A 20,962-nucleotide genomic window follows, 5' to 3' on the forward strand; every position below is an offset into this window, starting at 1 on the left:
CGCTCCACATGCGGTCACTCCTCCAGGCTCGGGTGCGTCTCCTGCGGGTCGGGATGCGGTTCCGCGAACCGCTCGCGGGTCGCGTCCAGCGACGCGGCCTCGCGCTCGCGGCGCTCGTCGGCGTTGATCTCCTCGCAGCCCGGCGGCACCTCGCGGCCGCGGTCGGTGAAGTACCCCTCGGGCGCCACCCAGTCGTGGTAGAACGGCGCGTCGTCGTCCTCCAGCAGCGCGACCGCGACCTCGGCCCCGTGACCGGCGCACACCGCGGCCTGGTGTGGCTTCTCCGCGAGCCGCCCCGCCGCGTACAGGCCGTCGACGCCGGTCCGGCCGCGCTCGTCGACGTCGACGTGCGCCTTCCCGCGGTCGAGGACGCCGACCCCCTCGATCCCGTCGAGGTAGCCGACCTCGTTCTTCGTCGCCGCGACGACGTGCCGCGTCCGGACCCGGTCGCCGCCGTCGGTGGTGACCGCGAATCTGGCGTCGTCCGGATCGTCGCCGCCGGCGTCGCCGTCGCCGGAATCGACGACGGCGACCCGCGTCACCCGCGCGTCGAGCCGGTCCGCGCCGGCGGTCTCGGCCTGCTCGGCGAGGAGGTCGAGCAGTCGCCGGGCGTCGACGCCGAGCGGGAATCCGGGGAAGTTCTCCAGGTGAGCGTTCCGCCGGAGGATCGACTCGCCGGCGTCGACTACGAGCGTGTCGAGCCCCTGACGCGCCGTGAAGACGGCCGCCGAGAGCCCGGCGACGCCGCCGCCGACGACGACCGCGTCGCGGTCGGCGGTCGGGTCGCCGCTCATCGGTCGACCACCCGTCGGTTCCGTCGGGGACGGTCCGCCGTCCGCTCGTGAGTCGGATCCATACCCCTCGGCGCGGGCGAGGCGACGTAGGCGCTTCGGTCCCGGGGGTCGGTCGCGGTGCGCGGTCGAGCGACCGGGGACGCCCGGCTCATCGCCGCACCCGAACCGGGTCGGCGGCGGCGATGAACGGCTCGTCGCAGTCTGTCGCCGCGAACGCGAGACCGCCGCACGCGCCGCGTTCGACCCGCCACGTCGGCAGCGCCGGGACGCCGTAGTCGGTCGGGTCGCGGTAGGTCGCCGCGACGGCCCACTCCCGGGCGCGCATCTACGAGTCCCTCCCGACGGCGTCCGCGACGCGCTCGCCGTCGATCGGCCGCGCCTCCCCCGAGAGTACCGGGTACGGACCGGTCTCGTGCCGCGGTCTAGGCCTCGAACGCGCCGTGACTGATTCGTCCGCGTCTCGTCGCATACGATTTAGGCCAGCCTAAAAGAATAAATCGGTTTCGGATCGGAGGTTCGGCCGACCGATCGCGTCACGCGTGGATCCGGGTCCGCACCGGGTTCATACCGAGAACGGGACGGATCGAACGACTGAGACGTGAGGCGACCGGCGGCGACGGGGTAGGGTACGACCGGATATCGGACGATCTCAGATTTCGTATCGCGCTATGCGATTTACTCGGCCGTGAACGCCCGAACCGTCTCGAACGAGCCGTCGGCGATGGCGGCGGCGATCCCCTCGCGATCGACGTCTCGGGGGACCTCGTGGGGGTACTTCCGGCTGAAGTAGCGCAGGAGGTTCGCGACGTCGCGTTCGAGGAACTCGCGGGCGTTCTCGTGGTCGACCGGGACCGCCTGCGGCCAGTCGAAGATCGTGACGCCGCTCTCGGCGACCGCGACGTTGTGCTCGGACATGTCGGCGTGGACCCAGCCGAGGTCGTGCGCGGTGACCAGCTCGCGGAGGACCAGGTCGAGGACCGCGGAGGCCTGCTCTGGTTCGAGCGTCGCGCGCGCGAGTTCCGCCCCGTCGAACTTGTCCATCACGATGGCGTGACGGTTGTGATCGACCGGTCGCGGCACGCTCACGTCGGGGTAGATCGCCTCCATCGCCTCGTACTCGCGCTCGGCCGCCTTGCGCGCGGTGTACATCCAAGAGACGTGGTCGCGGTCCGCGGTGTACTCGCGCTCGCGGTTCACCTCGCGGAAGTTGGTGTACCCCTCGCGGTGGTACTTCAGGGCGAGCGGCTTAAACGACTGCGCCTCGTACACGTCTCCCTCCTTGCCGAACCCCAGGGGCGAGCCCACGCCGTCGATGGTCTCGCGCTCGGCGAACGTCCGGAGCGCCAGGGCGTCGTACCCCTCGAACGTGAGCTGGTACCCCTCGTACTGGATCGTCTTCCGCTGGATCAGCTCGCGGTCGAGACACCGGTCGATCCGGTAGTCGACCTCCTCGCGCGTCAGGTCGGCGTAGTCGGGGAGCTTGTCCCGGCGGACCCACTCCGAGAACCGCATCCCCTGCTCGACGCCCGAGAGGAGATAGAAGTCCTCGGGGTCGAGCTCCGCCATGTCGCCGGCGACGTTTCGAACCATACGCCCCCTACTCCGGCGATTCCTAAAAGGGACGCGCGTTCCGCGAACGGAGCGATAAACCGTCACGCACGATAGCAAATTCGAGCACGACCCGTTCTCCCGCCCGAGCGCAACCGCTTTCGGGGCGGCGGGCGGAGGGGAGAGCATGACCGCGCCGACGGGGAACTGGCGGCTGATCCGGGAGGAGGCCCGTCCGGGGCCGATGCAGATGGCGCTCGACGAGGTGGCCGCCGAGACAGCGGCGGCCGGCGGCCCGGCGACGATTCGGACGTACCGGTGGGAGCCGAGCTGTCTCACGCTCGGCTACCGGCAGGACCCGGAGACGGTCGACCGGGCGTTCTGCGAGCGCGAGGGGATCGACGTGACCCGCCGCCAGACCGGCGGCGGCGGGATCTACCACGACGCGCGCGGGGACGTCGCCTACTCCATCGCGGTGCCCGCGGCCGACGTGCCCGGCGAGCTGCTCGACTGCTATCACCTGCTCTGCGAGCCGGTGCTCGACGCGTTCGACCGCCTCGGGATCGACGCCGACTACGTCGACGAGTCGGTGCCGGAGCTGTACCACCCCGCCTGTTACCTCCGGGGGCTCCACCCGGCGCACGACGTGGTGGCGACCGATCCGGCGGGAAGCGACGCCGGCGGCGGCGCGGCGGGACCCCGAAAGATCGCGGGCAACGCGCAGTACCGCAAGCGCGACGCCGTGATCCAGCACGGGTCGCTGACGTTCTCGGTCGACGCGGAGCGCCACCTCGGCGTCTTCGACGACCCGGCGGTCGCGCCGGCCGAGTTCCGCGAGCGCGTCGTCGGGATGGCGGAGCTCGTCGACGTCGACCGGGAGGAGGCCGTGGCGGCCGTCGAGGCGGCGCTCGCCGCGTGGGTGGTCGGCGGGGCCGACGCCGAGCGCGACGGGGTCGAACTCGACCGCGATGGCTCGTGGTCGAGCGCGGAGCTCGCGCGGGCCGAGGAGCTCGTCGAGGCGAAGTACCGCGACGACGGGTGGGTCCGGACGCGACCCGGCGACGGGTCGTAGCCGGGTCGACGGCTGGAGTCGACTCGTTCCCCGGCGATTCAGGAGCCGAACCCGAACGAGTCCGGCTCCTCGGTGTCGACGCGGTCGCGGATCGCCTCGTGGATCTCGCCGACCGGCGGGACGTCGCGGGTCGGGTCGAGCCAGTGCTGGCTGAGCCACCGGTACCGGACGGTCCGGTCGGCGTCGAGGAGGAAGCAGGACCGGCGCGACCGCTTCGCGAGCCCGAGCACGCGGTACACCACGTCGAAGGCGTCGGCGATCGCCAGGTCGGCGTCGGAGAAGATCGGGAACGTGAGGTCGAGCCGGTCGATGAACCGGCGGTGGAGCCGCGTGCCGGACTTGCTCGCGCCGACGACCTGCACGGCGTCGCCGGAGGCGAACCAGTCGAAGTCGCGGAACGCGCACCACTGCTCGATGCAGTCGGGGCTGAAGTCGGCGGTGTAGAAGCACAACAGCACGGGGCCGTCGGCCAGCAGGTCGTCGAGCGCGACGGTCTCGACCCCGCCGCCGGGAGCGACGAGCTCCCCGGCGACGTTCGGGGCGCGCGCCCCCACGGCGAGACCGAAGTCGTCGGTCATGGCGGACGCACACCGTCGGCGGTGAAAAGTCGCGCGGTCCGCCCCGCCCGACGTTCCGAAGGGGCTTTTTCAGTCGCCCCCCTCGTAGCGGTATGAGTCTCAAGGTCGGCGCGCACGTCTCGATCTCCGGTTCGAAAGCGTCCAACGATCCCGAAACCCCGCCGTACGGGAACATCGCGAACGCGGTGTTCAGGCAGAAGCAGTTCGGCGGCAACTGCGGACAGATATTCACGCACTCCCCGCAGGTGTGGCAGGACCCGGACATCGGCGACGAGGAGGCGGAACAGTTCCGCGAGGGGACCGAGCGCGACCTGGAGGGACCGTGGGTGATCCACACGTCGTACCTCGTCAACCTCTGCACGCCGAAGGAGGGCCTGCGCGAGAAGTCGCTCGACTCGATGCAGAAGGAGGTCGACGCGGCCGCGACGCTCGGGATCCCGTACGTCAACGTCCACCTCGGCGCGCACACGGGCGCGGGCGTCGAGGGCGGGCTCGACAACGCCGCGAGCGTCATCGACGAGATCGACGTGCCGGACGGCGTGACGATCCTGATCGAGAGCGACGCGGGCGCCGGGACGAAGCTCGGCGACGAGTTCGAACACCTCGCCGGGATCATCGACCGCACCGAGACGGACGTCGACGTCTGCGTCGACACCGCCCACGCGTTCGCGGCGGGTTACGACCTCTCGACGCCCGAGGCGGTCGACGAGACGGTCACCGAGTTCGACGACGTGGTCGGACTGGACCACCTGAAGTACATCCACCTCAACGACTCGAAGCACGCCTGCGGCACCAACAAGGACGAGCACGCCCACATCGGCGAGGGCCACATCGGCGAGGCCGGGATGGAGCGGATCGTCAACCACCCGGACCTCCTCGACGTCCCGCTGGCGCTGGAGACGCCGACGGAGGACGGCAAGAGCTTCGCGTGGAACATCCAGCGCGTCCGCGACCTGCGCGCGGAGTGAGCCGTCGCGGGGGCGAACGCGGCCGATCCCGGACGGACCGGTGAGCCGTCCGACGCGCCTTTATGTACCCGGGGCCGCGATCCACGGATATGACCACCACCGAGGCGCTCCTCCTCGGGCGCCGACGGCGGTTGGCCGTCACAATGGTCGGCGGGTTCGCCGGCCTCGTGGCGCTCTCGCTGGCGGTCGCGGTCGTCGCCGACCGGGCCGACGTCCCGACCGCGGCGGCGCTGACCGACCGGCTCGTACCCCTCTTGGTGTTCTACGCCCCGGCGCCGATCGCGGCCGTCGGCGGGTACGCGCGCTGCGGCGGGCCGGCGTGTCTCGCGGTGGGCGCGGTGCCGGCGGTCGTCTTCGCCGGGCTCGCCGTCGCCGGGACGGTCTTCGGCGTCCCGGGCGTGGGCGGCGACGCCCCGCTGGGGGGAGTGGCGGCGGCGTTCGCGGCGGTCGGGGTGAGCGGCGCCTTCGTCGGCTACTGCGCCGGCGTCACCGCCGCGCTCCTCGGTGACCTCGTCGGGATCGGGAGCGGCGGCGGAGACGACGAGGAGTAGGGACTGGCCCTCGGCCGCCCGGCTTCCCCACGTTTAATTCGGCCCGCGCCGAACGCGGGGTCGTGCGACGCTTCTCCGCGGAGTACCTCGAACACACCCGACGGGGGATGTGGGTCGACGACCGGGAGGCCCTCGCGGACCTGGAGCTGTCGAGCCGCCGCCGCGTCCTCGACGTCGGCTGCGGCACCGGCGAGCTGACCCGCGTCCTCGCCGCGGAGGCGGGGCCGGACGCGACCGTGATCGGCGTCGACGCCGACCCCGACCTCCTGGCGGTCGCCCGCGAGGAGACCGGGCTGCCGTACGTCGCCAGCGACGCGACCCGGCTCCCGCTCCCGGACGACGCCGTCGACCTCGCCGTCTGTCAGGCCCTCCTCGTCAACCTCCCCGACCCGGCCGCCGCGGTCCGGGAGCTCGCGCGCGTCTCCTCCGAGCTCGTCGCCGCGATCGAGCCGGACAACGGCGACGTGACGGTCAGCTCGACGGTCGCCGCCGAGGAGCGGCTGGAGCGGGAGGCCCGCGAGGCGTACCTGAGAGGCGTCGGCACCGACGTCGCCCTCGGCGACCGCGTGCGGGAGGCGTTCGCGGGGGCGGGGCTCGACGACGTCCGGACGCGCCGGTACGTCCACGAGAAGCGGACCGCGCCGCCGTACGCGGAGCCCGCGCTGTCGTCCGCGGCGCGGAAGGCCTCCGGCGCCGGGCTCGCCGATCACCGCGAGGAGCTGATCGCCGCGACCTCCGCGGACGCCTACGACGACCTCCGGCGGCGCTGGCGCGAGATGGGCCGCGAGGTGGTCGACGCGATCGGGGACGGGGAGTACGAGCGCGTCGAGCGCGTCCCCTTCGACGTGACGGTGGGACGGGTGCCGTAGGCGGCCGGTGAGTCCGACCGTCGGCCCGCTACCGAGGCCGGAAGGTCGAAGTCGGACGGGGTCGATTCGCGACACATGCCGGCCGCACTCGTGACGGGCTCTTCGAGGGGTATCGGACGGGCGATCGCGCTTCGGTTCGCCGCCGACGGCTACGACGTCGCCGTCAACTACCGCACCAGCGACGAGGCCGCGGAAGCGGTCGCGGAGGCGGTCCGCGACCGGGGTCGGGAGGCGGTCGCCGTCGGCGCCGACGTCTCGGACCCCGACGCGGCCGCGCGGCTCGTGGAGACCGCCGCCGACGCGCTCGGCGGGCTGGACCACGTCGTCAACAACGCCGGGATCGACCAGCACGTGTACACCGAGGACCTCGACCCGGCGGACTTCGACCGGGTCACCGACGTCAACGTCAACTCCGCGTTCAACGTCACGAAGGCGGCGCTCCCGCACCTCCGGGACTCCGACGACGACCCCTCGGTGACGAACCTCTCCTCGATCCTCGCGCACACCGGGGCGCCGATCGAGTGCCACTACGCCGCCTCGAAGGGGGCGCTCCTCTCGCTCACCCGGAGCCACGCCGGGGACTTCGCGCCGGAGATACGGGTGAACGCGATCGCGCCCGGACACGTCGAGACGGACATGACGGACGACCGGACGCCGGAGGAGAGGCGCGAGGAGCTGGCCGAGATCCCGATCGACCGGTACGGCCAGCCCGAGGACATCGCCGACGCGGCCGCCTACCTCCGTGACGCGACGTTCGTCACGGGCGAGACGCTGAACGTGAACGGCGGGGAGCTGATGCGCTAGCGGTCAGAACTCGGCGAGCCCCGCCTCGATCCGGTCGAACCCCTCCTCCAGCCGGTCGACCGAGTTCGCGAACGAGAGGCGGAGCCGCCCGGGGGCCGTGTCGCCGAAGCCGTCGCCGGGCGCGAGGACGACGCCGTGCTCCCGCAGGAGGTACTTCGCGACGTCGATCGCGGGCGCGTCGATCCCGGGGTCGAGGAAGGCGTAGAACGCGCCCTCGGGCCGGGGCGCCGAGAGCCCCTCGATCCCCGCGATCCGGTCGACGACGAGGTCGCGCCGCTCCTCGAAGGCGCGGTACATCTCCTCGAACGGCTCCCGCGGGCCCGTCAGGGCCGCGATCGCGGCGTGCTGGGCGACGCTCGACGCGCAGGCGGTTGTCGACTCGCGGACCGTCGCCACCTCGTCGATCACCTCGGGGTCGCCCGCGAGCCAGCCCAGCCGCCAGCCGGTCATCGCGTACCGCTTCGAGCAGGAGCCGACCGTCAGCACGTGGTCCGGGCCGCCGGTGTAGGCGGCGATCCCCTTGGCGGGGCCGTCGTACGTGAGCCCGAGGTACACCTCGTCGGCGATCACGTAGGCGTCGTGATCGGCCGCGGCCTCGACGACCGCCCGGCACTCGTCGCGGTCGAAGACGCGCCCGGTCGGGTTCGAGGGCGTCGTCAGCACGACCGCCGCGGTGTCGTCGCTCATCGCGTCGATCACGCGGTCGGCGTCGAGCGCGAACCCCGTCTCGGCAGGCATCGGGACCTCCCGGAACGTCCCGTCCGCGAGCGTCGCCTGCGTCTCGTAGTTCGGCCACGTCGGCCCCGGAACGAGCAGCTCCTCGCCGGGCGACACCGTCGCGAGGACCGCGAGGTGGAGCGCCTCCATCCCGCCGACGGTGACGACGATCTCGTCCGGGTCGTGCTCGACGCCGTACTCGGCCGCGAGCGTGTCGCTGATCGCGCGCCGGCACTCGGGGAGTCCCGCGTTGGAGGTGTAGTGGGTCGCGCCGCCGCGGGCGGCGCTCGCGGCCGCGTCGATCACGTGTTCGGGCGTGTCGAAGTCCGGTTCGCCGACCTCCAGCCTGACGAGGTCGCCGTCGTGACGCTCCGCGAGGTCGAACATCACGCGGATCCGCGAGCGCTCCGCGCGCCGGACGCGGTCGGTGGGCGTGGGCATACCGTCCCCACGGCGAACCGCGCAAAAAACCGTCCGGTGGCGGCCGACGCGGTCGGGAAGGGGAACCCGAAGTAACCGGCGTCCCGACTACACCATGTCGCCGCGCACCGAGGCGCCCTCCTGCTCGGCGCGCCGGCGTTCGAGCACGTCGGCGGCCTCGCGCGCCACGTCCTCGTCGGCGCCGAGCATGCCGAGCGCTGCGGGGAGCGTCGGCATCGCGAGGGAGGCCTCGCGGAGCCGGTCGAACGCCTCCTCGTCGCGGGTGCCGTCGACCCACAGGCAGACCCCGCGGGGGTCGAGCACCTCCTCGTAGGCGTCGCGCGCGAGCGCCCCTTTCAGGCGCTGACGCACGTTGTCCTCGAAGCTCGCGTTACACACTTCGAGGTGGATCGGCTCGTCCTCCGCGACGAGCTCGGCCGCGAGGCACTTCTCGGGGGCGGCGTACCCGTTGTCGCTCGCGCGCACGCGGTCCGGGTGCGCCTCGGCCCACTCGGCGCGCACGGAGGTGCCGACGCCCTTCACGCCGTACTCGGCCTCGAACGCGACGGCCGCCTCGCTGTCGCCGCCCATGATCACGTCCTTCGTGAGGTAGACGTCGAGGCGCTCGACGGGGTCGAGCCCGAGCGCGACGTCGCCGAACGCCCACACCTCGCGGACGGGGACCGGCATCGTCTCGTCCTCGACGCGGTCGACGAGGGTCGCCAGCCGGTCGACGGCCTGGTCGCGGTTCATCGACCGACCGTAGGCGGGTCGCGGGCAAACCGGTTTCGCTCGGGCGCGGACGGCGGTGCGGCCCGCGACGACCCGAGCCTCACACCGCGTCGAGCCGCTCGGCGACCGACGTCCAGTGACCGCCCTTCCAGAACCAGCGCCCGCAGTCGCGACAGCGCCACGCGGGGCGGGGGTCGTCGCCGTCCGGGGGAGACTCGGCCGCCGGCGACGCTCCCACGTCGTCGGGGACGTACTCGGGGCGGTCGCCGGGGTCGATATCGGCCCCCGGACCGATCCGTTCGACCGGGCCGTTGCAGTCACCGCATCGGGTCGGCTCCGCAGCGAGTTCGACCGGGAGCCCCGCGGCCGCGACCTCGCGGAGCTGGTCGAGCACGTCGCGCTCGGTGAGGAGGACCGCGGCGGGGTCGCGGTCGGCGGCGCGCGCCGCAAGCTCGCGGTCGCGGGTGATCAGGGTCCGGTCCTCTTCGGCCGCGATCGACAGGAGCCGGTCGTCCGCCTCGACCCCGCGGTCGAGCGCGTACGCCGCGTCGTGGCCGCACATCCGGAGGTACGTCGCGAGCTTCCCGCACATCGCGTCGCAGAGGACCCGGGGAGCCATCAGCCGTCGATGAACTCGCGCAGGCCGGCGGCCGAGCGCGCGTTGAGCACGTCGGTCGCCTCGGCCCACCCGCGCCGCGCGGTGTGGACGCCGTACCGCGCGTTGTCGAGCTCGCGGGGCGAGTGCGCGTCGGTGTTCACGGCGACCGCGGCGCCCGCGTCGAGCGCTGCTCGAACGGCGTCCCCGTCGGCGTCGAGGCGGGCGGGGTTCGCGTTCACCTCGATCGCGGTGCCAGCGTCGGCGGCGGCCGCGACGACGGCCTCGACGTCCGGCGAGACGCCCGGTCGGCTGTTGATGATCCGGCCGGTCGGGTGGCCGAGGACGTCGACGTGGGGGTGTTCGACCGCGCGGACCAGCCGCGCCGTGGCGGCGTCGTCGTCCTGGCCGAGCGCGGAGTGCGGCGAGGCGACGACGAGATCGAGGTCGGCGAGCGTCGCGTCGTCGGTGGTGACCGCTCCCTCCGCGTCGACGTTCGCCTCGATCCCGTGGAACACCGCGATCGTGTCGTCGTCGCCGCCCGGGTCGTCCCCGTCGCCCGGGTCGTCCCCGCCGCCCGCGCCGTCGACCTCGCGGCCCATGACGGCGCCGTCGACCTCGCGCACCGCGTCCTCGACCGCCGCGGCCTGCTCGGCGATGTCGGCCTCGTCGAGCCCGGTGTTTCCGAAGATCCCCGGACCGGCGGCGTGGTCGGTGACGACGTGGTAGTCGTGGCCGCGCTCCGCGGCCGCCTCGATCATCTCCGCGATCGAGAAGCCGCCGTCCGACCAGTCGGTGTGCGTGTGGAGGTCGCCGCGCAGGTCGCCGGTCTCGACGAGGTCCGGGAGTTCGCCCGCCGCGGCCGCCTCGACCTCGCCGTTGTCCTCGCGGAGCTCGGGCGGAACCGGGTCCATGTCGAGCGCCTCGTAGACGCCGGCCTCGGTCTCCCCGGCGACGCGCTCGCCGACGCGCTGGCCCGCGTCGGGGTCGTCGACCGCCGAAACGTCGAACAGCCCGTACTCGTTGAGCTTCAGGTCGCGGTCGATCGCGCGGTTGCGGACGGCGACGTTGTGGGCGCGCGAGCCGGTGAAGTACTGGAGCGCGGCGCCGAACTCCGCGGCGTCGACGACCCGGAGGTCGACCCGGGTCCCGCTCGCGCGGACGCTCGCCTTCCCGGTGCCCGCCTCGATCGTCGCGTCCGCCTCGGGCCAGTCGGTGAACGCCTCGACGACCGGCTCGCCCGCGTCGCTGGCGACGAGCAGGTCGATATCGCCGATGGTGTCCTTCCAGCGCCGGATCGAGCCGCACACCTCGGCCGAGCCGACCGCGTCGAGGTCGGCGAGGTACGCGAGCGCCGCGTCGGCGACGGGCCGGGCGTCGCCGAGCCGGGTCCGCTTCCGCGCCTCGCGGGCGAACGGGACGTTCTCCAAGATGTTCTCCTCGGTCTTCGCGCCGAAGCCGGAGACCTCCCGGATCTCCCCGGCCTCCGCGGCCGCCTCCAGCTCGTCGAGCGTGGTGACGCCGAGCGCCTCGTAGAGGCTCCCGACCGTCTTCGGCCCGACGCCCTCCACGGCGGTGAGTCCCGCCATGTCGACCGGGAGCTCCTCGCGGAGCTCTTCCAGTTCCTCGATCTCACCGGTCTGGAAGTACTCCACGACCTTCGACGCGATCGCGTCGCCGACGCGGTCGATCTCGGCGACGGCGTCCTCCCCCTCCCCCGCGAGGTTCTCGATCGGCGCGGTGTGCTCGCGGACGTTCTCGGCGGCGCGGCGGTAGGCCGTCGGCTTGTACTCGACGCCCGTCGCCTCCAGCAGGTCGGCGAACTCCTCCAAGAGGGCGGCGACCTCGTCGTTCCGGCTCATTTGTGCGGCGTTCGGTCGGGCGCTCCTTATACTGCCCGGCGGTGACCCCGACCCCCGTTCGCCGCCGGGATCCGACCGGTCGGTCACCCGGTCGCTCCGCCGACCAGCGGCGCCGCGGCGGCGTACCGTCGGACGAGGAGGACCAGCGCCGCGCCGAGGATCACCAGCCCGCCCGCGGCGCCGAAGGCGACGACGTAGCTCACGGCGGCGAGCCACCCGCCGGCGACGCTGCCGACCCCGCCCGCGAGCGCGCCGAGGGCGGCGTAGGTGCCGAGCGCCTCCCCGCGGATCGACAGCGGGGAGAGCCGCGTGACGAGCGTCCCCGCGGTCACCGCGATCACGGCCCACGTCACCCCGATCACGGCGAAGGCGACCGCGGCGGCGCCGAACCCGAGCGTCGCCGCGCCCCACGTCGCGCCGACGAGCGCGACGGCGGGGAACGCGACCGCCCGCGTCGACAGCGAGGCGGTCTGGAGGAGGGCGGCGTCGCGGTCGGCGGTCAGCCGTCCCGCGGCGCCGAAGGAGGCGGCGGCGGCGATCCCGTTTATGAGGTACAGCGCGAAGACGCCGTCGGAGCCGAAGCCGACCTCGGTGAGGAACGCCGGCAGCGGCGCGAAGAAGACCGCGAACCCGGCGAAGACGCAGAAGACGGCGATGAAGTACAGCGCGAGCGCCGGCGTGAACCGCTCGACGAACCGCCGGGGGTGGAGCCCGCGGAAGTCGGCCCGACCGACGGTGAACGGGAACGCGGCGGTCCGGACGCTGAACCGGTCGGCCGCGCGGATGGCGCGCCGGAGGCGGGTCCCCGACGCGCGCCGGTCGGCGCCGGGGCCCGGGTCCGCCGGCAGCGTCCGGATCCCGAGGAGGAGACCGAGCGCCGCACAGACCGCGAGCGGGACGAACAGCAGCCGGATCACGGCCTCGGGCGGGAGGAACCGCCCGCCGACGCCCGTCCAGACGGCGCCGAGCAGCAGTCCGAGCGCCCAGCCGATCCCCTGGTACTGGTTCAACAGCGCGATCCGCTCGCTCCAGGCGCTCTCCGGGACGTCGGCGACCGCGAGCAGCGTCAGGACCGGGGTCGCCGCCGCGAACGCGAACCAGATCGCGCCGTTGGCGAGGATCACCGGCGTCACGCGGTCCGTGAGCGGGATCACGGCGATCCCGACCGCGACGAGCGCCAGCATCGCGAGCACGACGACCCGCCGCCTGCCGGTCCGGTCGGCGATCCGCCCGGCGCCGAGCGCGGCCGGGACCCCGACGACGGCGGCGACGGCGGCGAGCACGCCGAGCACGACCGGCCCCCCGCCGAGCTCGACGACGTACAGCGGGGCGACGAGCGAGGCGCCCCCGAGCGCGACCGACCCGAGCCCCCACCCGTACAGCCAGCGTTCGGCCATGCCACCCGGTGGAGCGGGCCGCCGGATAGGCGCACCGATCCGCGCGGCGCGGCCGAGACGCGGAGGTCGAGCGGGCGGCGCGGGGCCGGATCGAGGCGCCCCCGCGGCACCACCGATAAGTCGCGCGGGCACCGAGCGAGGGACGTGTCCACCGACGAGACCGACGGGACCGAGGCCGAGCGCAACGTGTTCGGCGGCGAGCTGGAGCCCTGCGGCCGCGAGCCGGTGACGGGGTACCTCCGCGACGGGTACTGCCGCGACGTCGACGGCGACGTCGGCGAGCACACCCTCTGTGCGGTCGTCACGGCGGAGTTCCTGACATACAGCCGCGACCGGGGGAACGACCTGATCACGCCGCGGCCGGAGTTCGACTTCCCCGGGCTGGAGCCGGGCGACCGCTGGTGCCTCTGCGTCGGCCGGTGGGTCGAGGCGGCGGACGCCGGGGTCGCCCCGCCGGTCGTGTTGGAGGCGACCGACGAGTCCGTGCTGCGCGCGGTCGACCTCGACCGGCTCCGGGAGCACGAGTTCGACCCGGAGGCGTTCGATCCGGGGACGCTCGGCGACGGGGCGCAGGGAGGGTGAAGAGGGGCGCACGCGGAGCTACGTCGTCAGCCACAGCCCGCCGGCGGCCAGCGCCGCCGCGGCCATCGAGCCCGCGAGCAGCGCGAACGCGGGGCGGAATCCGGCGACGTCGGCGACGGCACCGACGACCGCGGGCGCGAACGCGCCGGCGCCCATGAGCAGCGTCCGAACGACGCCGAGCCCCCCGCCGGCCAGCCGCTCCGGGAGGGCCTCGACGAGGTACGCGCCGCGGACCGGCCGGAATCCGTGCGAGCCGAGCCCGAGCGCGACGACGACCGCGCCGAGGGCGAGCGCGCCCGAATCAGCGAGGGCGATGGCCCCGACGAGGGCCGCGGCCGCGAGCCCCAGCGCGGCGACCATCACCGGGAACCGCCCCAGTCTGTCCGAGAGGTCGCCGGAGAAGAGCTGGACGAACGTCGCCGCAAACAGGGCGGAGTACAGCAGGTTCGCGGTCGTCGTGGCGAGGCCCGCCGCCTCGGAGAGGTACAGCGGGAGGAACGCGACCGTCCCGTTGTACGCGAACGAGAAGGCGACGGTGACGAGGACGAACGCCGCGAGCCGGCGGTCCTCGAACAGCGCGAGGTAGTCGCGGGCGCTCGGCCCGGGGTCGTCGCGTTTCCGGCCGCCGTCCGCGCCGGCCGAGAGCCGCCCGGGCACGCGAGCGACGAAGGCCGCCGCGAGCGCCAGTCCGACCGCTCCCGTGACGGCGAAGAGCCCGCGCCAGTCGCTCCCCGGGAGGCCGGAGAGCAGGGCCGCGAGCCCGGGAAGCGGAGAGACGAACAAGACGACGGCCGCGGGCGCGACCACCCCGCCGAACGCGCCGAGGGTGTCGTGGACGCCGAGCGCGCGCCCGGTCCGGACCGGGTACATCCGCGAGAGCAGCCGGACGGCCACGGTCTTGTGCGCGCCCGTGCCGGCGCCGATGACGAGCATGGCGCCCGCCAGCGCGAGGAAGGGCGCGTCGAACAGGATCGCGAGCGAGCCCACGGCCGCGACGCCCGCTCCCGCGGTGATCACCCGGACCGCGCCGACGCGGTCGGCGACCGCCCCGCTCGGGAACTGCATCAGCGCGTAGACGGTCATGAACCCCGAAAACGCGGCGCCGACGGCGGCGTTGCTCACGCCGTAACCGGCCTGGAGCGGCTCGAAGAGCGGCGGGAACGCGTACCGCACGAACTTGCCGAGAAACCAGATCAGGGCGGTCAACGCGAGCACGTCGTACTCCCCGACCCGCCGGATGTCCATCGGGCGCTCTTACCCGGTCGGCGATATAAAATGCCTGAAGCGCTCCGAGACTGCCGGTAGGTCGGGACCGACGGGCGGTCGACCCCTCAGAACGGTCCCTTCCCGCCGCCCATCATGTCGCCGAGACCGCCGCCGCCCTCGCCGCCCATCTTCTTCATCATGCGCTGCATGTCGCCGTCGCCCATCCCCTGGAACTGGCTGATCGTCTGCTCCATCATCGAGTGCTGCTCCAAGAGCTGCCGCACCGTCTCCTCGTCGGTGCCGGAGCCGCGGGCGATCCGCTCGGTGCGCGACTGCCCGACGACGCGGGGGTTCGTCAGCTCCTCCTCGGTCATCGAGTCCATGATGCGCTCGAACTTGCGCATCCGGTCCTGGGTGACGTCCATCGCGTCGTCCGGGAGCTGGTCCATCATCCCGCCGCCCATGCCGGGGATCATGTCCATCACCTGGTCGAGTGGGCCCATCCGGTTCATCGCGTCCATCTGCTTTTTCATGTCCTTCAGGGTGAACTCGCCCTGGAGCATGTCCTCGGGGTCCCAGTCCTCGTCCTCCTCCTGGGCCTCCTCCATGGCGCGCTCGACGCGCTCGGAGAGCTGCTTGAGGTCGCCCATCCCGAGCAGCCGCGAGATGAAGCCGGAGGGCTCGAACCGCTCGATGTCCTGGACCGTCTCGCCGGTCCCGAGGAAGGCGATTGAGGAGTCGGTCTCGTTGACCGCCGTGAGGGCGCCCCCGCCCTTCGCGGTCCCGTCGAGCTTCGTGATCATCACGCCCTCGATGCCGATCGACGACTCGAACTGGCGGGCCTGCTCCTTGGCGCCCTGTCCGATCGCGGCGTCCAGGACGAGGAGCGAGCGGTCGGGGTCGACCGCCGACTCGATCTGCTCGATCTCCGCGATGAGGTCGTCTTCGAGCGCGTGCCGACCCGCGGTGTCCACGATGTGCACGTCGGCGTCCGCGGTCTCCTCCAGTCCCGTCCGCGCGATGTCGACGGGATCGTCGCTGTCGGGGTCGCCGTAGAAGTCGACCTCGGCGCGCTCGCACATCTGCTTCGCCTGGTCGTACGCGCCCGGCCGGAAGGTGTCGGTCTGGATGACGGCCGGTCGGAGCCCCTTCTTCGAGAACCACCACGCCATCTTGGCGGCGGAGGTGGTCTTCCCCGACCCCTGGAGGCCGGCCAGCAGGATCGTCTGGTTTTCGAGGGGGAGCTCGGTGGAGTCGCCCACGAGGTCGACCATCTCCTCGTAGACGATCTTGAGGACGTGGTCCCGCGCCGTGGTGCCGCCCGGCGGCTCCTCTTCGAGCGCGCGGGTCTTGATCGAGTCCGACAGCTCCATCACGAGGGAGACGTCGACGTCGGCCGAGAGGAGCGAGCGCTGGATCTCCTTGACGATCTCCTCGACGTCGCTCTCGGAGAGGCGGGTCTTCCCCTGGAGCTTGTCGAGGCTGCCCCGCAGGGACGAGCCGAGGTCGTCGAGTACCATTTGCCCGAGCTAGGCGGGCGACGCGGTAAAGCTTTGTTCGTCGGCGTCGGCGACGGGGCCCGTCAGCGCGGGGTGCCCGGGGAGGCGATCGGTTCAGTTCGGAGAAACCGCCAGCGACGGGAAGTACGTCGAGTAGAACCCCCCATCGAACGTGATCAAGCCGTCGCAGTCGACGGCGGCGTGCGCGCCGATGAGGAAGTCGGCGGCAATGTGCTGGCGCGGCGAGAGCGACTCGCCGCACGCGTCGCAGTCGACGGAGTGTTTCTCACCGCACGCGGGACACTCGATCCCGTCGGGTCGACGGTCCACGTATTCCCGGAATCGATCACCCGCCGCGAAGCGTGCCTCTCGCGACGGATCGACGACATCGACGCTGAAATCCGCGAGGAACCGATCGAGGTCAGCGGCCGAGTCGAAGCGGCCGTCGGCCGCGAGTTCGGCGTAGACGACCGGCGTGACGACCACCGCCCCCTCTCGGTACGCGTCTCTGAGAGCCGCCTCGCTGGCGTCGGCGTACTCGTCGTCGTAAAGCAGCGCGAGGAATGCGTTCGTGTCGACGGCAGTCGTCACGGGTCGGCACCATCGTCGTCAGTCGACTCCTCGACCGCAGGCGAGTCGTCCGTGTCGCGCGGATACTCGCCGCGGAGTCGACGCATCCGCTCCGGCATCGTCTCGTCTCCGTCGGCGCTTCCCCGATGCTTCTCGAACGGGTCGTCGCCCTCTTCGGTGGTGGGGGCCTGTTTCTGAAGCCGGTACTCGGAGCCGACGCGCTCGAAGTCGACCTCGTCCCCTGGCTCGATTCCGAGAGCGTCTCGGATCTCTTTCGGGATCGTGACTTGTCCCTTCGTGGTGACTCGGGGCATACCGTAGCTATACATTCAATGTAATACTAAATAAGTATTACTCCGACGACGACGGTGCGCGATCCGTTCGTCACCGGGGTGTCGTCACTCGACGAGCCGCGCGCCGGCGGCGTCGACCCGACACGCCTCGGGGTCGTAGCCCGCGTCGGAGAGCCCGGTGCCGAGCGCGAAGGCGGTGCGGCCGAGCATCGCCATCGCGGCCTCGCCGCCGGCCGCGTCGACCGCGTCGACCGCCTCGGCGACTTCCGGGACGAGGAGGTCGGCCTCGCGGGCGAACTCGCGGGCCGCGTCCAGCAGCGTCGGGAGCCGCGGGTCCGCACGGAGCCGGTCGAGGGCGTCCTCGCCGGCCGCGGTAAGGGCGGCCGTGTCGCCGCCCAACACCGCCTCCGTCGACAGCTCGCCGAAGGTGACGTACTCCACGCGGGCGGCCGCGGGGATCCCGTCGAGCTCCCCGATTCCCGGCGCGCCGGGCTCCACCCGGATCGGGACGCCGCCGCGCGCCTGCGCGACCACGTCGCCGAGACCGGTGCCGCGACCGACCTCCGCCTCGTGGGCGATCCGGACCAGCTCGTTCTCGGAGCGGCAGCGGTCGAGCGCGTCGTTGGCCGCGAGGGCCGCGCCGAGCGCCGCGGCCCCGGAGACGCCGAAGCCGGCGCCGATCGGGAGGTCGGACTCGACCGCGACGTCGACCGGGACTCCGTCGGTCTCGCCCGGGGCGTCTGCACTGCCGGCAGCGTCCCCACCGCCGGCGGCGTCGGCACCGCCCGCGGCTCCGAGCGCCGCGAGCGCGTCCTCGACCGCCCCGATCGTCCCTGGTCCGCCGTCGATCTCGCGGGCGCCGACCGACCCGTCGCCCCGGCTCGTTCCCGTCGCCGACACCCGAACGGTCACCCCGTCGGTGAGGGTCAGGCCGGCTCCCCGCGACCCGGTGGCCGCGGGGCGCTCGGCCGAGTGCGCGCTGAAGAAGGCGGTGACGTGCCCGGGGACGAACGCGGTCGCCCGCTCCCTGCTCATGGCGGCCCGGAGGACCGGGCGTCGATTAACGGTTGTTATCCGCGGCGGGGAGTCGCCGGCGTCCCCGACCGGAGACCGCCGACACCGTAGCCCGTAAGTACCCCCCACTCGAATCCGGGCCGTATGCGAGACCAGTTGCGCCCCGTCCTCGCCGCCGTCCTGGCGTTGGCGTTCCCGGGACTCGGCCACCTCGTCCTGCGTCGCTGGGGGCGGGCGCTGCTGTGGCACGTCACGGTCGTCGGCGGCGGCGTCGCCCTCCTCACCCTCTACGACGTCGACCCGAGCGGGTCGGCCGCGTCGCCGTTCGAGGCCGCCGCCGCGCTGCCGACCGAGGTCGCGCTCCCGGTCGCCCTCCTCACCGTGCTGTCGTCGATCGACGCCTTCGTCGTCGGTCGGGCCGACGTCGCCGAGCGGAACCGCGTCGACGCGACCGCCGAGGCGGTCCGGCGCCGCGCCGCGAGCGCGGACGACGAGGGCGGCGCCGTCGCCTCGCCGATCGGCGAGCTCACCGGCGACGACGGCGAGGCCGCCCGGGTGGAGTGCCCGAGCTGCGGGAAGGAGACCGACGCCGAACTCGACTTCTGTCACTGGTGTACGGAGCCGCTCCCGTGGGCCGACGCCGAGTGAGAGGGGGAGCGCGGGAGGCCGACCGCCGGGGGCCCGGCGTTAGTTTCTCATCGGTGATAACTGCGGAGGAACTATCATATGTCCCGGCGGTGAGGGTGGGGGTACGGACGCGAACGACGGACGGAACATGAGTCTGAATCCACGGCAATACGACGTACGGGAGCTGCGCCGGATCGCGGGGGCACCGCGGGACGGCGCCGACGAAGCGCCTCGGGAGCGGTCGCTTCGTCAGCCGAACCGGAACCGAGCGGAGCAGGCCGCCCGCTCGGCCGCGTTCACCGAGCTGCTCCAGCGTCAGCGAGGGCTGCGGCTGTCCGGCGGCGGGTCGACCCCCGCCGACGCCGAGGACCGCCCGTACCTGCGGGCGGTCCCGGCCGCACCGGACGCGGAACGCGAGGTCGGCGAGTGGCTCGGCTACCTCGTCGACGTCGGCGGCCACCTGCGGAGCCGCGACGCGCTGTCGTACTACGCCGAACTCGGGTGGATCGACCCCGACGCGGTCGGCGCGCTGACGCGCCGGCTGGAGGGGTTCGACGCCCCGCGGCGGGACCGCCCCTTCACGCCCGCGGACCATCGGATCAGCCTCGTCTCCATCGTCCGGATCGCTTCGTGTGCGAGTGATTAACAATGAGCGACGACGACGAATCCACGGAGATCAACGGTACAGACGGCCCGGACGCGGTCGGCGTGAAACTCGGGAGCACCCGGACGGTGCTCGACCTCCCCGACGGGCGGGGCGGCCGCGAGCGACGCTCGACGCTGACGTGTCTGGCGACGTACGAGGACGCCATCACGGGCGAGGAGAAGGTGCTGTTCGGCGAGGAGGCCGCGATCGAGTACCCCGACACGGTGCGGTTTATGCTCCGGTCGGGGCTGCCGGAGGACGACGAGAGCGTCGCCGACGCCGAGCGCTTCTTCGAGGCGCTCGTGGACGCCCACGACGTCCCCGAGGACAGCGCGGTCGTCTACGCGGTCCCCACCATCGACAACGAGGCGGGCGTGGAGAACCTCCGGTCGGTGATCGAGGGCTCCTCGATCGGACAGGCGGAGACGCGGAGCTATCCCGAGTCGCTGTGCGGGGCGATCCCCGCCTACGGCGACGACCTGACCGCCATCGACGAGGTGTTCGTCTCGATCAACATGGGGTCGACGACGCTGGAGGCGTGCGCCTACCGGCGCGGCGAGCAGCTCTCGCCGTTCTCGACCGGCTCGGTGACGGGCAACGAGGTCGACCGCCGGATCGTCGCCGCCGTCGAGGAGGAGAGCCAGGGCCGGGTCCACATCGACCGCACGACCGCCCGGGAGTACAAGGAGGAGCACGCCGACGTGTACGACTTCGAGCCGTTCACGGACGTGATCCAGCAGCCCGGCGGCGGGAGCCACGAGTTCACCGTCGACCGCGGCGTGCGCGAGCCCGTGGACCGGTACATCGACGAGGCGGTCGACGTCGTCGCCAACGAGTTCCTCCCGGAGCTCGCGAACGACCACATGAAACCCTACCAGCTCGCGCTGGGCCGCCCGGTCGCCGCCACCGGCGGCATGGCCTGTATCCCCGGGCTCACCGAGGAGTTCGAGAAGCGGCTCTCGGCCGAGCTCGACCGCGACGTCGAGGTCGTCTCTCCGGACGACCCCGCGACCGCCGCCGCAGAGGGCGCCGGCAGGATTGCGGAACGGCTGATCTGAGCGGCGAGCGTCTGTTTTTAATACGGATTCACACGTCGAACAGCCGGTCGGCGTCGTCCGCCTGTCGGCGATAGATCCCCCGCCCCTTCAGCCGCGGTACCTCGTGTCGGTGGAGCGTCTCCGCCTCGCGGTCGTACACGATGGGGAAGACGTTGGTCCGGCGGCGGGCGACCGTGTACGAGCGCGCCGCGTCGACGAGCGCCGGGTCGGGCTCGCGGACGGCGAAGACGACGTAGCCGAGCGGGGTCGTCGAGCCGTGGCGGTCGTCGACGCGGTCGACGAGCACGTCGCGGAACGAGTCGGCGGTCGCGACGAGGTCCTCCGGGCCGAGGTCCGGCTCGTCGTCGACGAGCGTCGCGAGGACGGCGACCGCCCCGATCGAGTCGTCGTCCTCGCGACGCTCCCAGACCGGGTCGAACCCGTTCGTGCGCTTATCGACCGGCTCGAAGCCGTGTTTCCGGCGGTTCCCGGCGACGGCGTCGCGGTACTGCGTGCGGTCCATACGCTACCGCAGGACCCGGATGATAAAAAATGACACACATGCCGGCGACCGGCGCGGC

The 20,962-nt window shown here is 72.8% G+C and carries 25 protein-coding genes; 9 read left to right on the forward strand and 16 right to left on the reverse strand.

Annotated elements, in window-relative coordinates:
- Positions 1-14: 14 nt before the first annotated feature.
- From ACFQMF_RS09445 to ACFQMF_RS09460, 4 genes are all read right to left on the reverse strand, one after another.
- Positions 15-794, reverse strand: coding sequence for an FAD-binding protein (locus tag ACFQMF_RS09445; protein ID WP_256408843.1), 780 nt, complete (start codon positions 792-794; stop codon positions 15-17).
- Between the two features lie 148 nt (positions 795-942).
- Positions 943-1,119, reverse strand: a complete 177-nt coding sequence (locus tag ACFQMF_RS09450; protein ID WP_256408845.1) for a hypothetical protein — start codon at positions 1,117-1,119, stop codon at positions 943-945.
- Positions 1,120-1,263, reverse strand: a complete 144-nt coding sequence (locus ACFQMF_RS09455) for a hypothetical protein (RefSeq protein ID WP_256408846.1) — start codon at positions 1,261-1,263, stop codon at positions 1,120-1,122. It abuts the gene before it with no gap.
- Positions 1,264-1,469: 206 nt separating this feature from the next.
- Positions 1,470-2,384, reverse strand: a complete 915-nt coding sequence (locus ACFQMF_RS09460) for a serine/threonine-protein kinase RIO2 (RefSeq protein ID WP_256408847.1) — start codon at positions 2,382-2,384, stop codon at positions 1,470-1,472.
- 145 nt (positions 2,385-2,529) lie between these two features.
- Here ACFQMF_RS09460 and ACFQMF_RS09465 point away from each other — a divergent pair, with 145 nt between their 5' ends.
- The gene (locus tag ACFQMF_RS09465; protein ID WP_256408848.1) at positions 2,530-3,414 is read left to right on the forward strand and encodes a lipoate--protein ligase family protein; all 885 of its coding nucleotides are present in this window, start codon (positions 2,530-2,532) and stop codon (positions 3,412-3,414) included.
- 38 nt (positions 3,415-3,452) lie between these two features.
- Here the strand turns inward: ACFQMF_RS09465 and ACFQMF_RS09470 are convergent, their stop codons facing one another.
- Positions 3,453-3,992 (reverse strand): redoxin domain-containing protein, encoded by a 540-nt coding sequence (locus ACFQMF_RS09470; RefSeq protein ID WP_256408849.1) that lies wholly within the window; start codon positions 3,990-3,992, stop codon positions 3,453-3,455.
- Positions 3,993-4,084: 92 nt separating this feature from the next.
- On the opposite strand from ACFQMF_RS09470, the gene ACFQMF_RS09475 reads away from it, so the two are divergent.
- The 4 genes from ACFQMF_RS09475 (at position 4,085) to ACFQMF_RS09490 (ending at position 7,184) form a co-directional block, all read left to right on the forward strand.
- Positions 4,085-4,960 carry a deoxyribonuclease IV gene (locus ACFQMF_RS09475; protein WP_256408850.1) on the forward strand — a complete coding sequence of 292 codons (876 nt, stop codon included), beginning with the start codon at positions 4,085-4,087 and terminating at the stop codon, positions 4,958-4,960.
- Positions 4,961-5,049: 89 nt separating this feature from the next.
- Positions 5,050-5,511 (forward strand): hypothetical protein, encoded by a 462-nt coding sequence (locus ACFQMF_RS09480; RefSeq protein ID WP_256408851.1) that lies wholly within the window; start codon positions 5,050-5,052, stop codon positions 5,509-5,511.
- Between the two features lie 62 nt (positions 5,512-5,573).
- The gene (locus tag ACFQMF_RS09485) at positions 5,574-6,380 is read left to right on the forward strand and encodes a class I SAM-dependent methyltransferase (RefSeq protein WP_256408852.1); all 807 of its coding nucleotides are present in this window, start codon (positions 5,574-5,576) and stop codon (positions 6,378-6,380) included.
- A gap of 75 nt (positions 6,381-6,455) precedes the next feature.
- A complete protein-coding gene (locus tag ACFQMF_RS09490) occupies positions 6,456-7,184 on the forward strand; it encodes a 3-oxoacyl-ACP reductase family protein (protein WP_256408853.1) in 729 nt (242 codons plus the stop codon).
- A 3-nt stretch (positions 7,185-7,187) separates the two neighbouring features.
- On the opposite strand, the gene ACFQMF_RS09495 is transcribed toward ACFQMF_RS09490, so the two are convergent.
- From ACFQMF_RS09495 to ACFQMF_RS09515, 5 genes are all read right to left on the reverse strand, one after another.
- Entirely contained in the window at positions 7,188-8,342 is a 1,155-nt protein-coding gene (locus ACFQMF_RS09495; RefSeq protein WP_256408854.1) for a pyridoxal phosphate-dependent aminotransferase, read from the reverse strand.
- An 87-nt stretch (positions 8,343-8,429) separates the two neighbouring features.
- The gene (locus ACFQMF_RS09500; protein ID WP_256408855.1) at positions 8,430-9,074 is read right to left on the reverse strand and encodes a DUF7095 family protein; all 645 of its coding nucleotides are present in this window, start codon (positions 9,072-9,074) and stop codon (positions 8,430-8,432) included.
- Positions 9,075-9,153: 79 nt separating this feature from the next.
- Positions 9,154-9,672, reverse strand: coding sequence for a Mut7-C RNAse domain-containing protein (locus ACFQMF_RS09505; protein WP_256408856.1), 519 nt, complete (start codon positions 9,670-9,672; stop codon positions 9,154-9,156).
- Positions 9,672-11,510, reverse strand: a complete 1,839-nt coding sequence (locus ACFQMF_RS09510; protein WP_256408857.1) for a helix-hairpin-helix domain-containing protein — start codon at positions 11,508-11,510, stop codon at positions 9,672-9,674. The genes ACFQMF_RS09505 and ACFQMF_RS09510 overlap by 1 nt, the downstream gene beginning before the upstream one ends.
- Positions 11,511-11,593: 83 nt before the next feature.
- Positions 11,594-12,907, reverse strand: a complete 1,314-nt coding sequence (locus ACFQMF_RS09515; protein WP_256408858.1) for an MFS transporter — start codon at positions 12,905-12,907, stop codon at positions 11,594-11,596.
- 144 nt (positions 12,908-13,051) lie between these two features.
- Between ACFQMF_RS09515 and ACFQMF_RS09520 the strand changes: the two genes are divergently transcribed.
- Positions 13,052-13,489 (forward strand): DUF2237 family protein, encoded by a 438-nt coding sequence (locus tag ACFQMF_RS09520; RefSeq protein WP_256408859.1) that lies wholly within the window; start codon positions 13,052-13,054, stop codon positions 13,487-13,489.
- A gap of 18 nt (positions 13,490-13,507) precedes the next feature.
- Here ACFQMF_RS09520 and ACFQMF_RS09525 read toward each other — a convergent pair whose 3' ends face one another.
- The 5 genes from ACFQMF_RS09525 to ACFQMF_RS09545 form a co-directional block, all read right to left on the reverse strand.
- A complete protein-coding gene (locus tag ACFQMF_RS09525; RefSeq protein WP_256408860.1) occupies positions 13,508-14,734 on the reverse strand; it encodes an MFS transporter in 1,227 nt (408 codons plus the stop codon).
- Positions 14,735-14,820: 86 nt separating this feature from the next.
- Positions 14,821-16,215, reverse strand: coding sequence for a signal recognition particle protein Srp54 (locus ACFQMF_RS09530; RefSeq protein ID WP_256408861.1), 1,395 nt, complete (start codon positions 16,213-16,215; stop codon positions 14,821-14,823).
- 93 nt (positions 16,216-16,308) lie between these two features.
- Positions 16,309-16,785 (reverse strand): PIN domain-containing protein, encoded by a 477-nt coding sequence (locus ACFQMF_RS09535; protein WP_256408862.1) that lies wholly within the window; start codon positions 16,783-16,785, stop codon positions 16,309-16,311.
- Complete coding sequence (locus ACFQMF_RS09540; protein WP_256408863.1) at positions 16,782-17,078, reverse strand: AbrB/MazE/SpoVT family DNA-binding domain-containing protein; 297 nt, start codon at positions 17,076-17,078, stop codon at positions 16,782-16,784. Before ACFQMF_RS09540 ends, ACFQMF_RS09535 begins: the two co-directional genes overlap by 4 nt.
- 84 nt (positions 17,079-17,162) lie before the next feature.
- Positions 17,163-18,092, reverse strand: a complete 930-nt coding sequence (locus ACFQMF_RS09545; protein WP_256408864.1) for a pantoate kinase — start codon at positions 18,090-18,092, stop codon at positions 17,163-17,165.
- Positions 18,093-18,215: 123 nt separating this feature from the next.
- Between ACFQMF_RS09545 and ACFQMF_RS09550 the strand changes: the two genes are divergently transcribed.
- The 3 genes from ACFQMF_RS09550 (at position 18,216) to ACFQMF_RS09560 (ending at position 20,402) form a co-directional block, all read left to right on the forward strand.
- Positions 18,216-18,719: a YgzB family protein gene (locus ACFQMF_RS09550; RefSeq protein ID WP_256408865.1), complete on the forward strand. Its 504-nt coding sequence runs from the start codon at positions 18,216-18,218 to the stop codon at positions 18,717-18,719.
- Between the two features lie 127 nt (positions 18,720-18,846).
- Entirely contained in the window at positions 18,847-19,344 is a 498-nt protein-coding gene (locus ACFQMF_RS09555) for a FlaD/FlaE family flagellar protein (RefSeq protein WP_256408866.1), read from the forward strand.
- 2 nt (positions 19,345-19,346) lie between these two features.
- Positions 19,347-20,402 carry an acetate and sugar kinases/Hsc70/actin family protein gene (locus tag ACFQMF_RS09560; RefSeq protein ID WP_256408867.1) on the forward strand — a complete coding sequence of 352 codons (1,056 nt, stop codon included), beginning with the start codon at positions 19,347-19,349 and terminating at the stop codon, positions 20,400-20,402.
- A gap of 28 nt (positions 20,403-20,430) precedes the next feature.
- On the opposite strand, the gene ACFQMF_RS09565 is transcribed toward ACFQMF_RS09560, so the two are convergent.
- The gene (locus ACFQMF_RS09565) at positions 20,431-20,904 is read right to left on the reverse strand and encodes a hypothetical protein (RefSeq protein ID WP_256408868.1); all 474 of its coding nucleotides are present in this window, start codon (positions 20,902-20,904) and stop codon (positions 20,431-20,433) included.
- Between the last annotated feature and the right edge of the window lie 58 nt (positions 20,905-20,962).

The sequence above is a fragment of the Halorubrum rutilum genome (assembly GCF_042665015.1).
Lineage (GTDB): Archaea > Halobacteriota > Halobacteria > Halobacteriales > Haloferacaceae > Halorubrum > Halorubrum rutilum.

Bases quoted from the DNA above. Each gene is read 5' to 3' on its own strand.
- ACFQMF_RS09515 (WP_256408858.1), bottom strand. From the start codon at position 12,907: ATGGCCGAACGCTGGCTGTACGGGTGGGGGCTCGGGTCGGTCGCGCTC.
- ACFQMF_RS09560 (WP_256408867.1), top strand. From the start codon at position 19,347: ATGAGCGACGACGACGAATCCACGGAGATCAACGGTACAGACGGCCCG.
- ACFQMF_RS09540 (WP_256408863.1), bottom strand. From the start codon at position 17,078: ATGCCCCGAGTCACCACGAAGGGACAAGTCACGATCCCGAAAGAGATC.
- ACFQMF_RS09565 (WP_256408868.1), bottom strand. From the start codon at position 20,904: ATGGACCGCACGCAGTACCGCGACGCCGTCGCCGGGAACCGCCGGAAA.
- ACFQMF_RS09545 (WP_256408864.1), bottom strand. From the start codon at position 18,092: ATGAGCAGGGAGCGGGCGACCGCGTTCGTCCCCGGGCACGTCACCGCC.
- ACFQMF_RS09530 (WP_256408861.1), bottom strand. From the start codon at position 16,215: ATGGTACTCGACGACCTCGGCTCGTCCCTGCGGGGCAGCCTCGACAAG.
- ACFQMF_RS09550 (WP_256408865.1), top strand. From the start codon at position 18,216: ATGCGAGACCAGTTGCGCCCCGTCCTCGCCGCCGTCCTGGCGTTGGCG.
- ACFQMF_RS09445 (WP_256408843.1), bottom strand. From the start codon at position 794: ATGAGCGGCGACCCGACCGCCGACCGCGACGCGGTCGTCGTCGGCGGC.
- ACFQMF_RS09555 (WP_256408866.1), top strand. From the start codon at position 18,847: ATGAGTCTGAATCCACGGCAATACGACGTACGGGAGCTGCGCCGGATC.
- ACFQMF_RS09525 (WP_256408860.1), bottom strand. From the start codon at position 14,734: ATGGACATCCGGCGGGTCGGGGAGTACGACGTGCTCGCGTTGACCGCC.
- ACFQMF_RS09495 (WP_256408854.1), bottom strand. From the start codon at position 8,342: ATGCCCACGCCCACCGACCGCGTCCGGCGCGCGGAGCGCTCGCGGATC.
- ACFQMF_RS09490 (WP_256408853.1), top strand. From the start codon at position 6,456: ATGCCGGCCGCACTCGTGACGGGCTCTTCGAGGGGTATCGGACGGGCG.
- ACFQMF_RS09455 (WP_256408846.1), bottom strand. From the start codon at position 1,263: ATGCGACGAGACGCGGACGAATCAGTCACGGCGCGTTCGAGGCCTAGA.
- ACFQMF_RS09480 (WP_256408851.1), top strand. From the start codon at position 5,050: ATGACCACCACCGAGGCGCTCCTCCTCGGGCGCCGACGGCGGTTGGCC.
- ACFQMF_RS09475 (WP_256408850.1), top strand. From the start codon at position 4,085: ATGAGTCTCAAGGTCGGCGCGCACGTCTCGATCTCCGGTTCGAAAGCG.
- ACFQMF_RS09510 (WP_256408857.1), bottom strand. From the start codon at position 11,510: ATGAGCCGGAACGACGAGGTCGCCGCCCTCTTGGAGGAGTTCGCCGAC.
- ACFQMF_RS09500 (WP_256408855.1), bottom strand. From the start codon at position 9,074: ATGAACCGCGACCAGGCCGTCGACCGGCTGGCGACCCTCGTCGACCGC.
- ACFQMF_RS09505 (WP_256408856.1), bottom strand. From the start codon at position 9,672: ATGGCTCCCCGGGTCCTCTGCGACGCGATGTGCGGGAAGCTCGCGACG.
- ACFQMF_RS09450 (WP_256408845.1), bottom strand. From the start codon at position 1,119: ATGCGCGCCCGGGAGTGGGCCGTCGCGGCGACCTACCGCGACCCGACC.
- ACFQMF_RS09470 (WP_256408849.1), bottom strand. From the start codon at position 3,992: ATGACCGACGACTTCGGTCTCGCCGTGGGGGCGCGCGCCCCGAACGTC.
- ACFQMF_RS09465 (WP_256408848.1), top strand. From the start codon at position 2,530: ATGACCGCGCCGACGGGGAACTGGCGGCTGATCCGGGAGGAGGCCCGT.
- ACFQMF_RS09460 (WP_256408847.1), bottom strand. From the start codon at position 2,384: ATGGTTCGAAACGTCGCCGGCGACATGGCGGAGCTCGACCCCGAGGAC.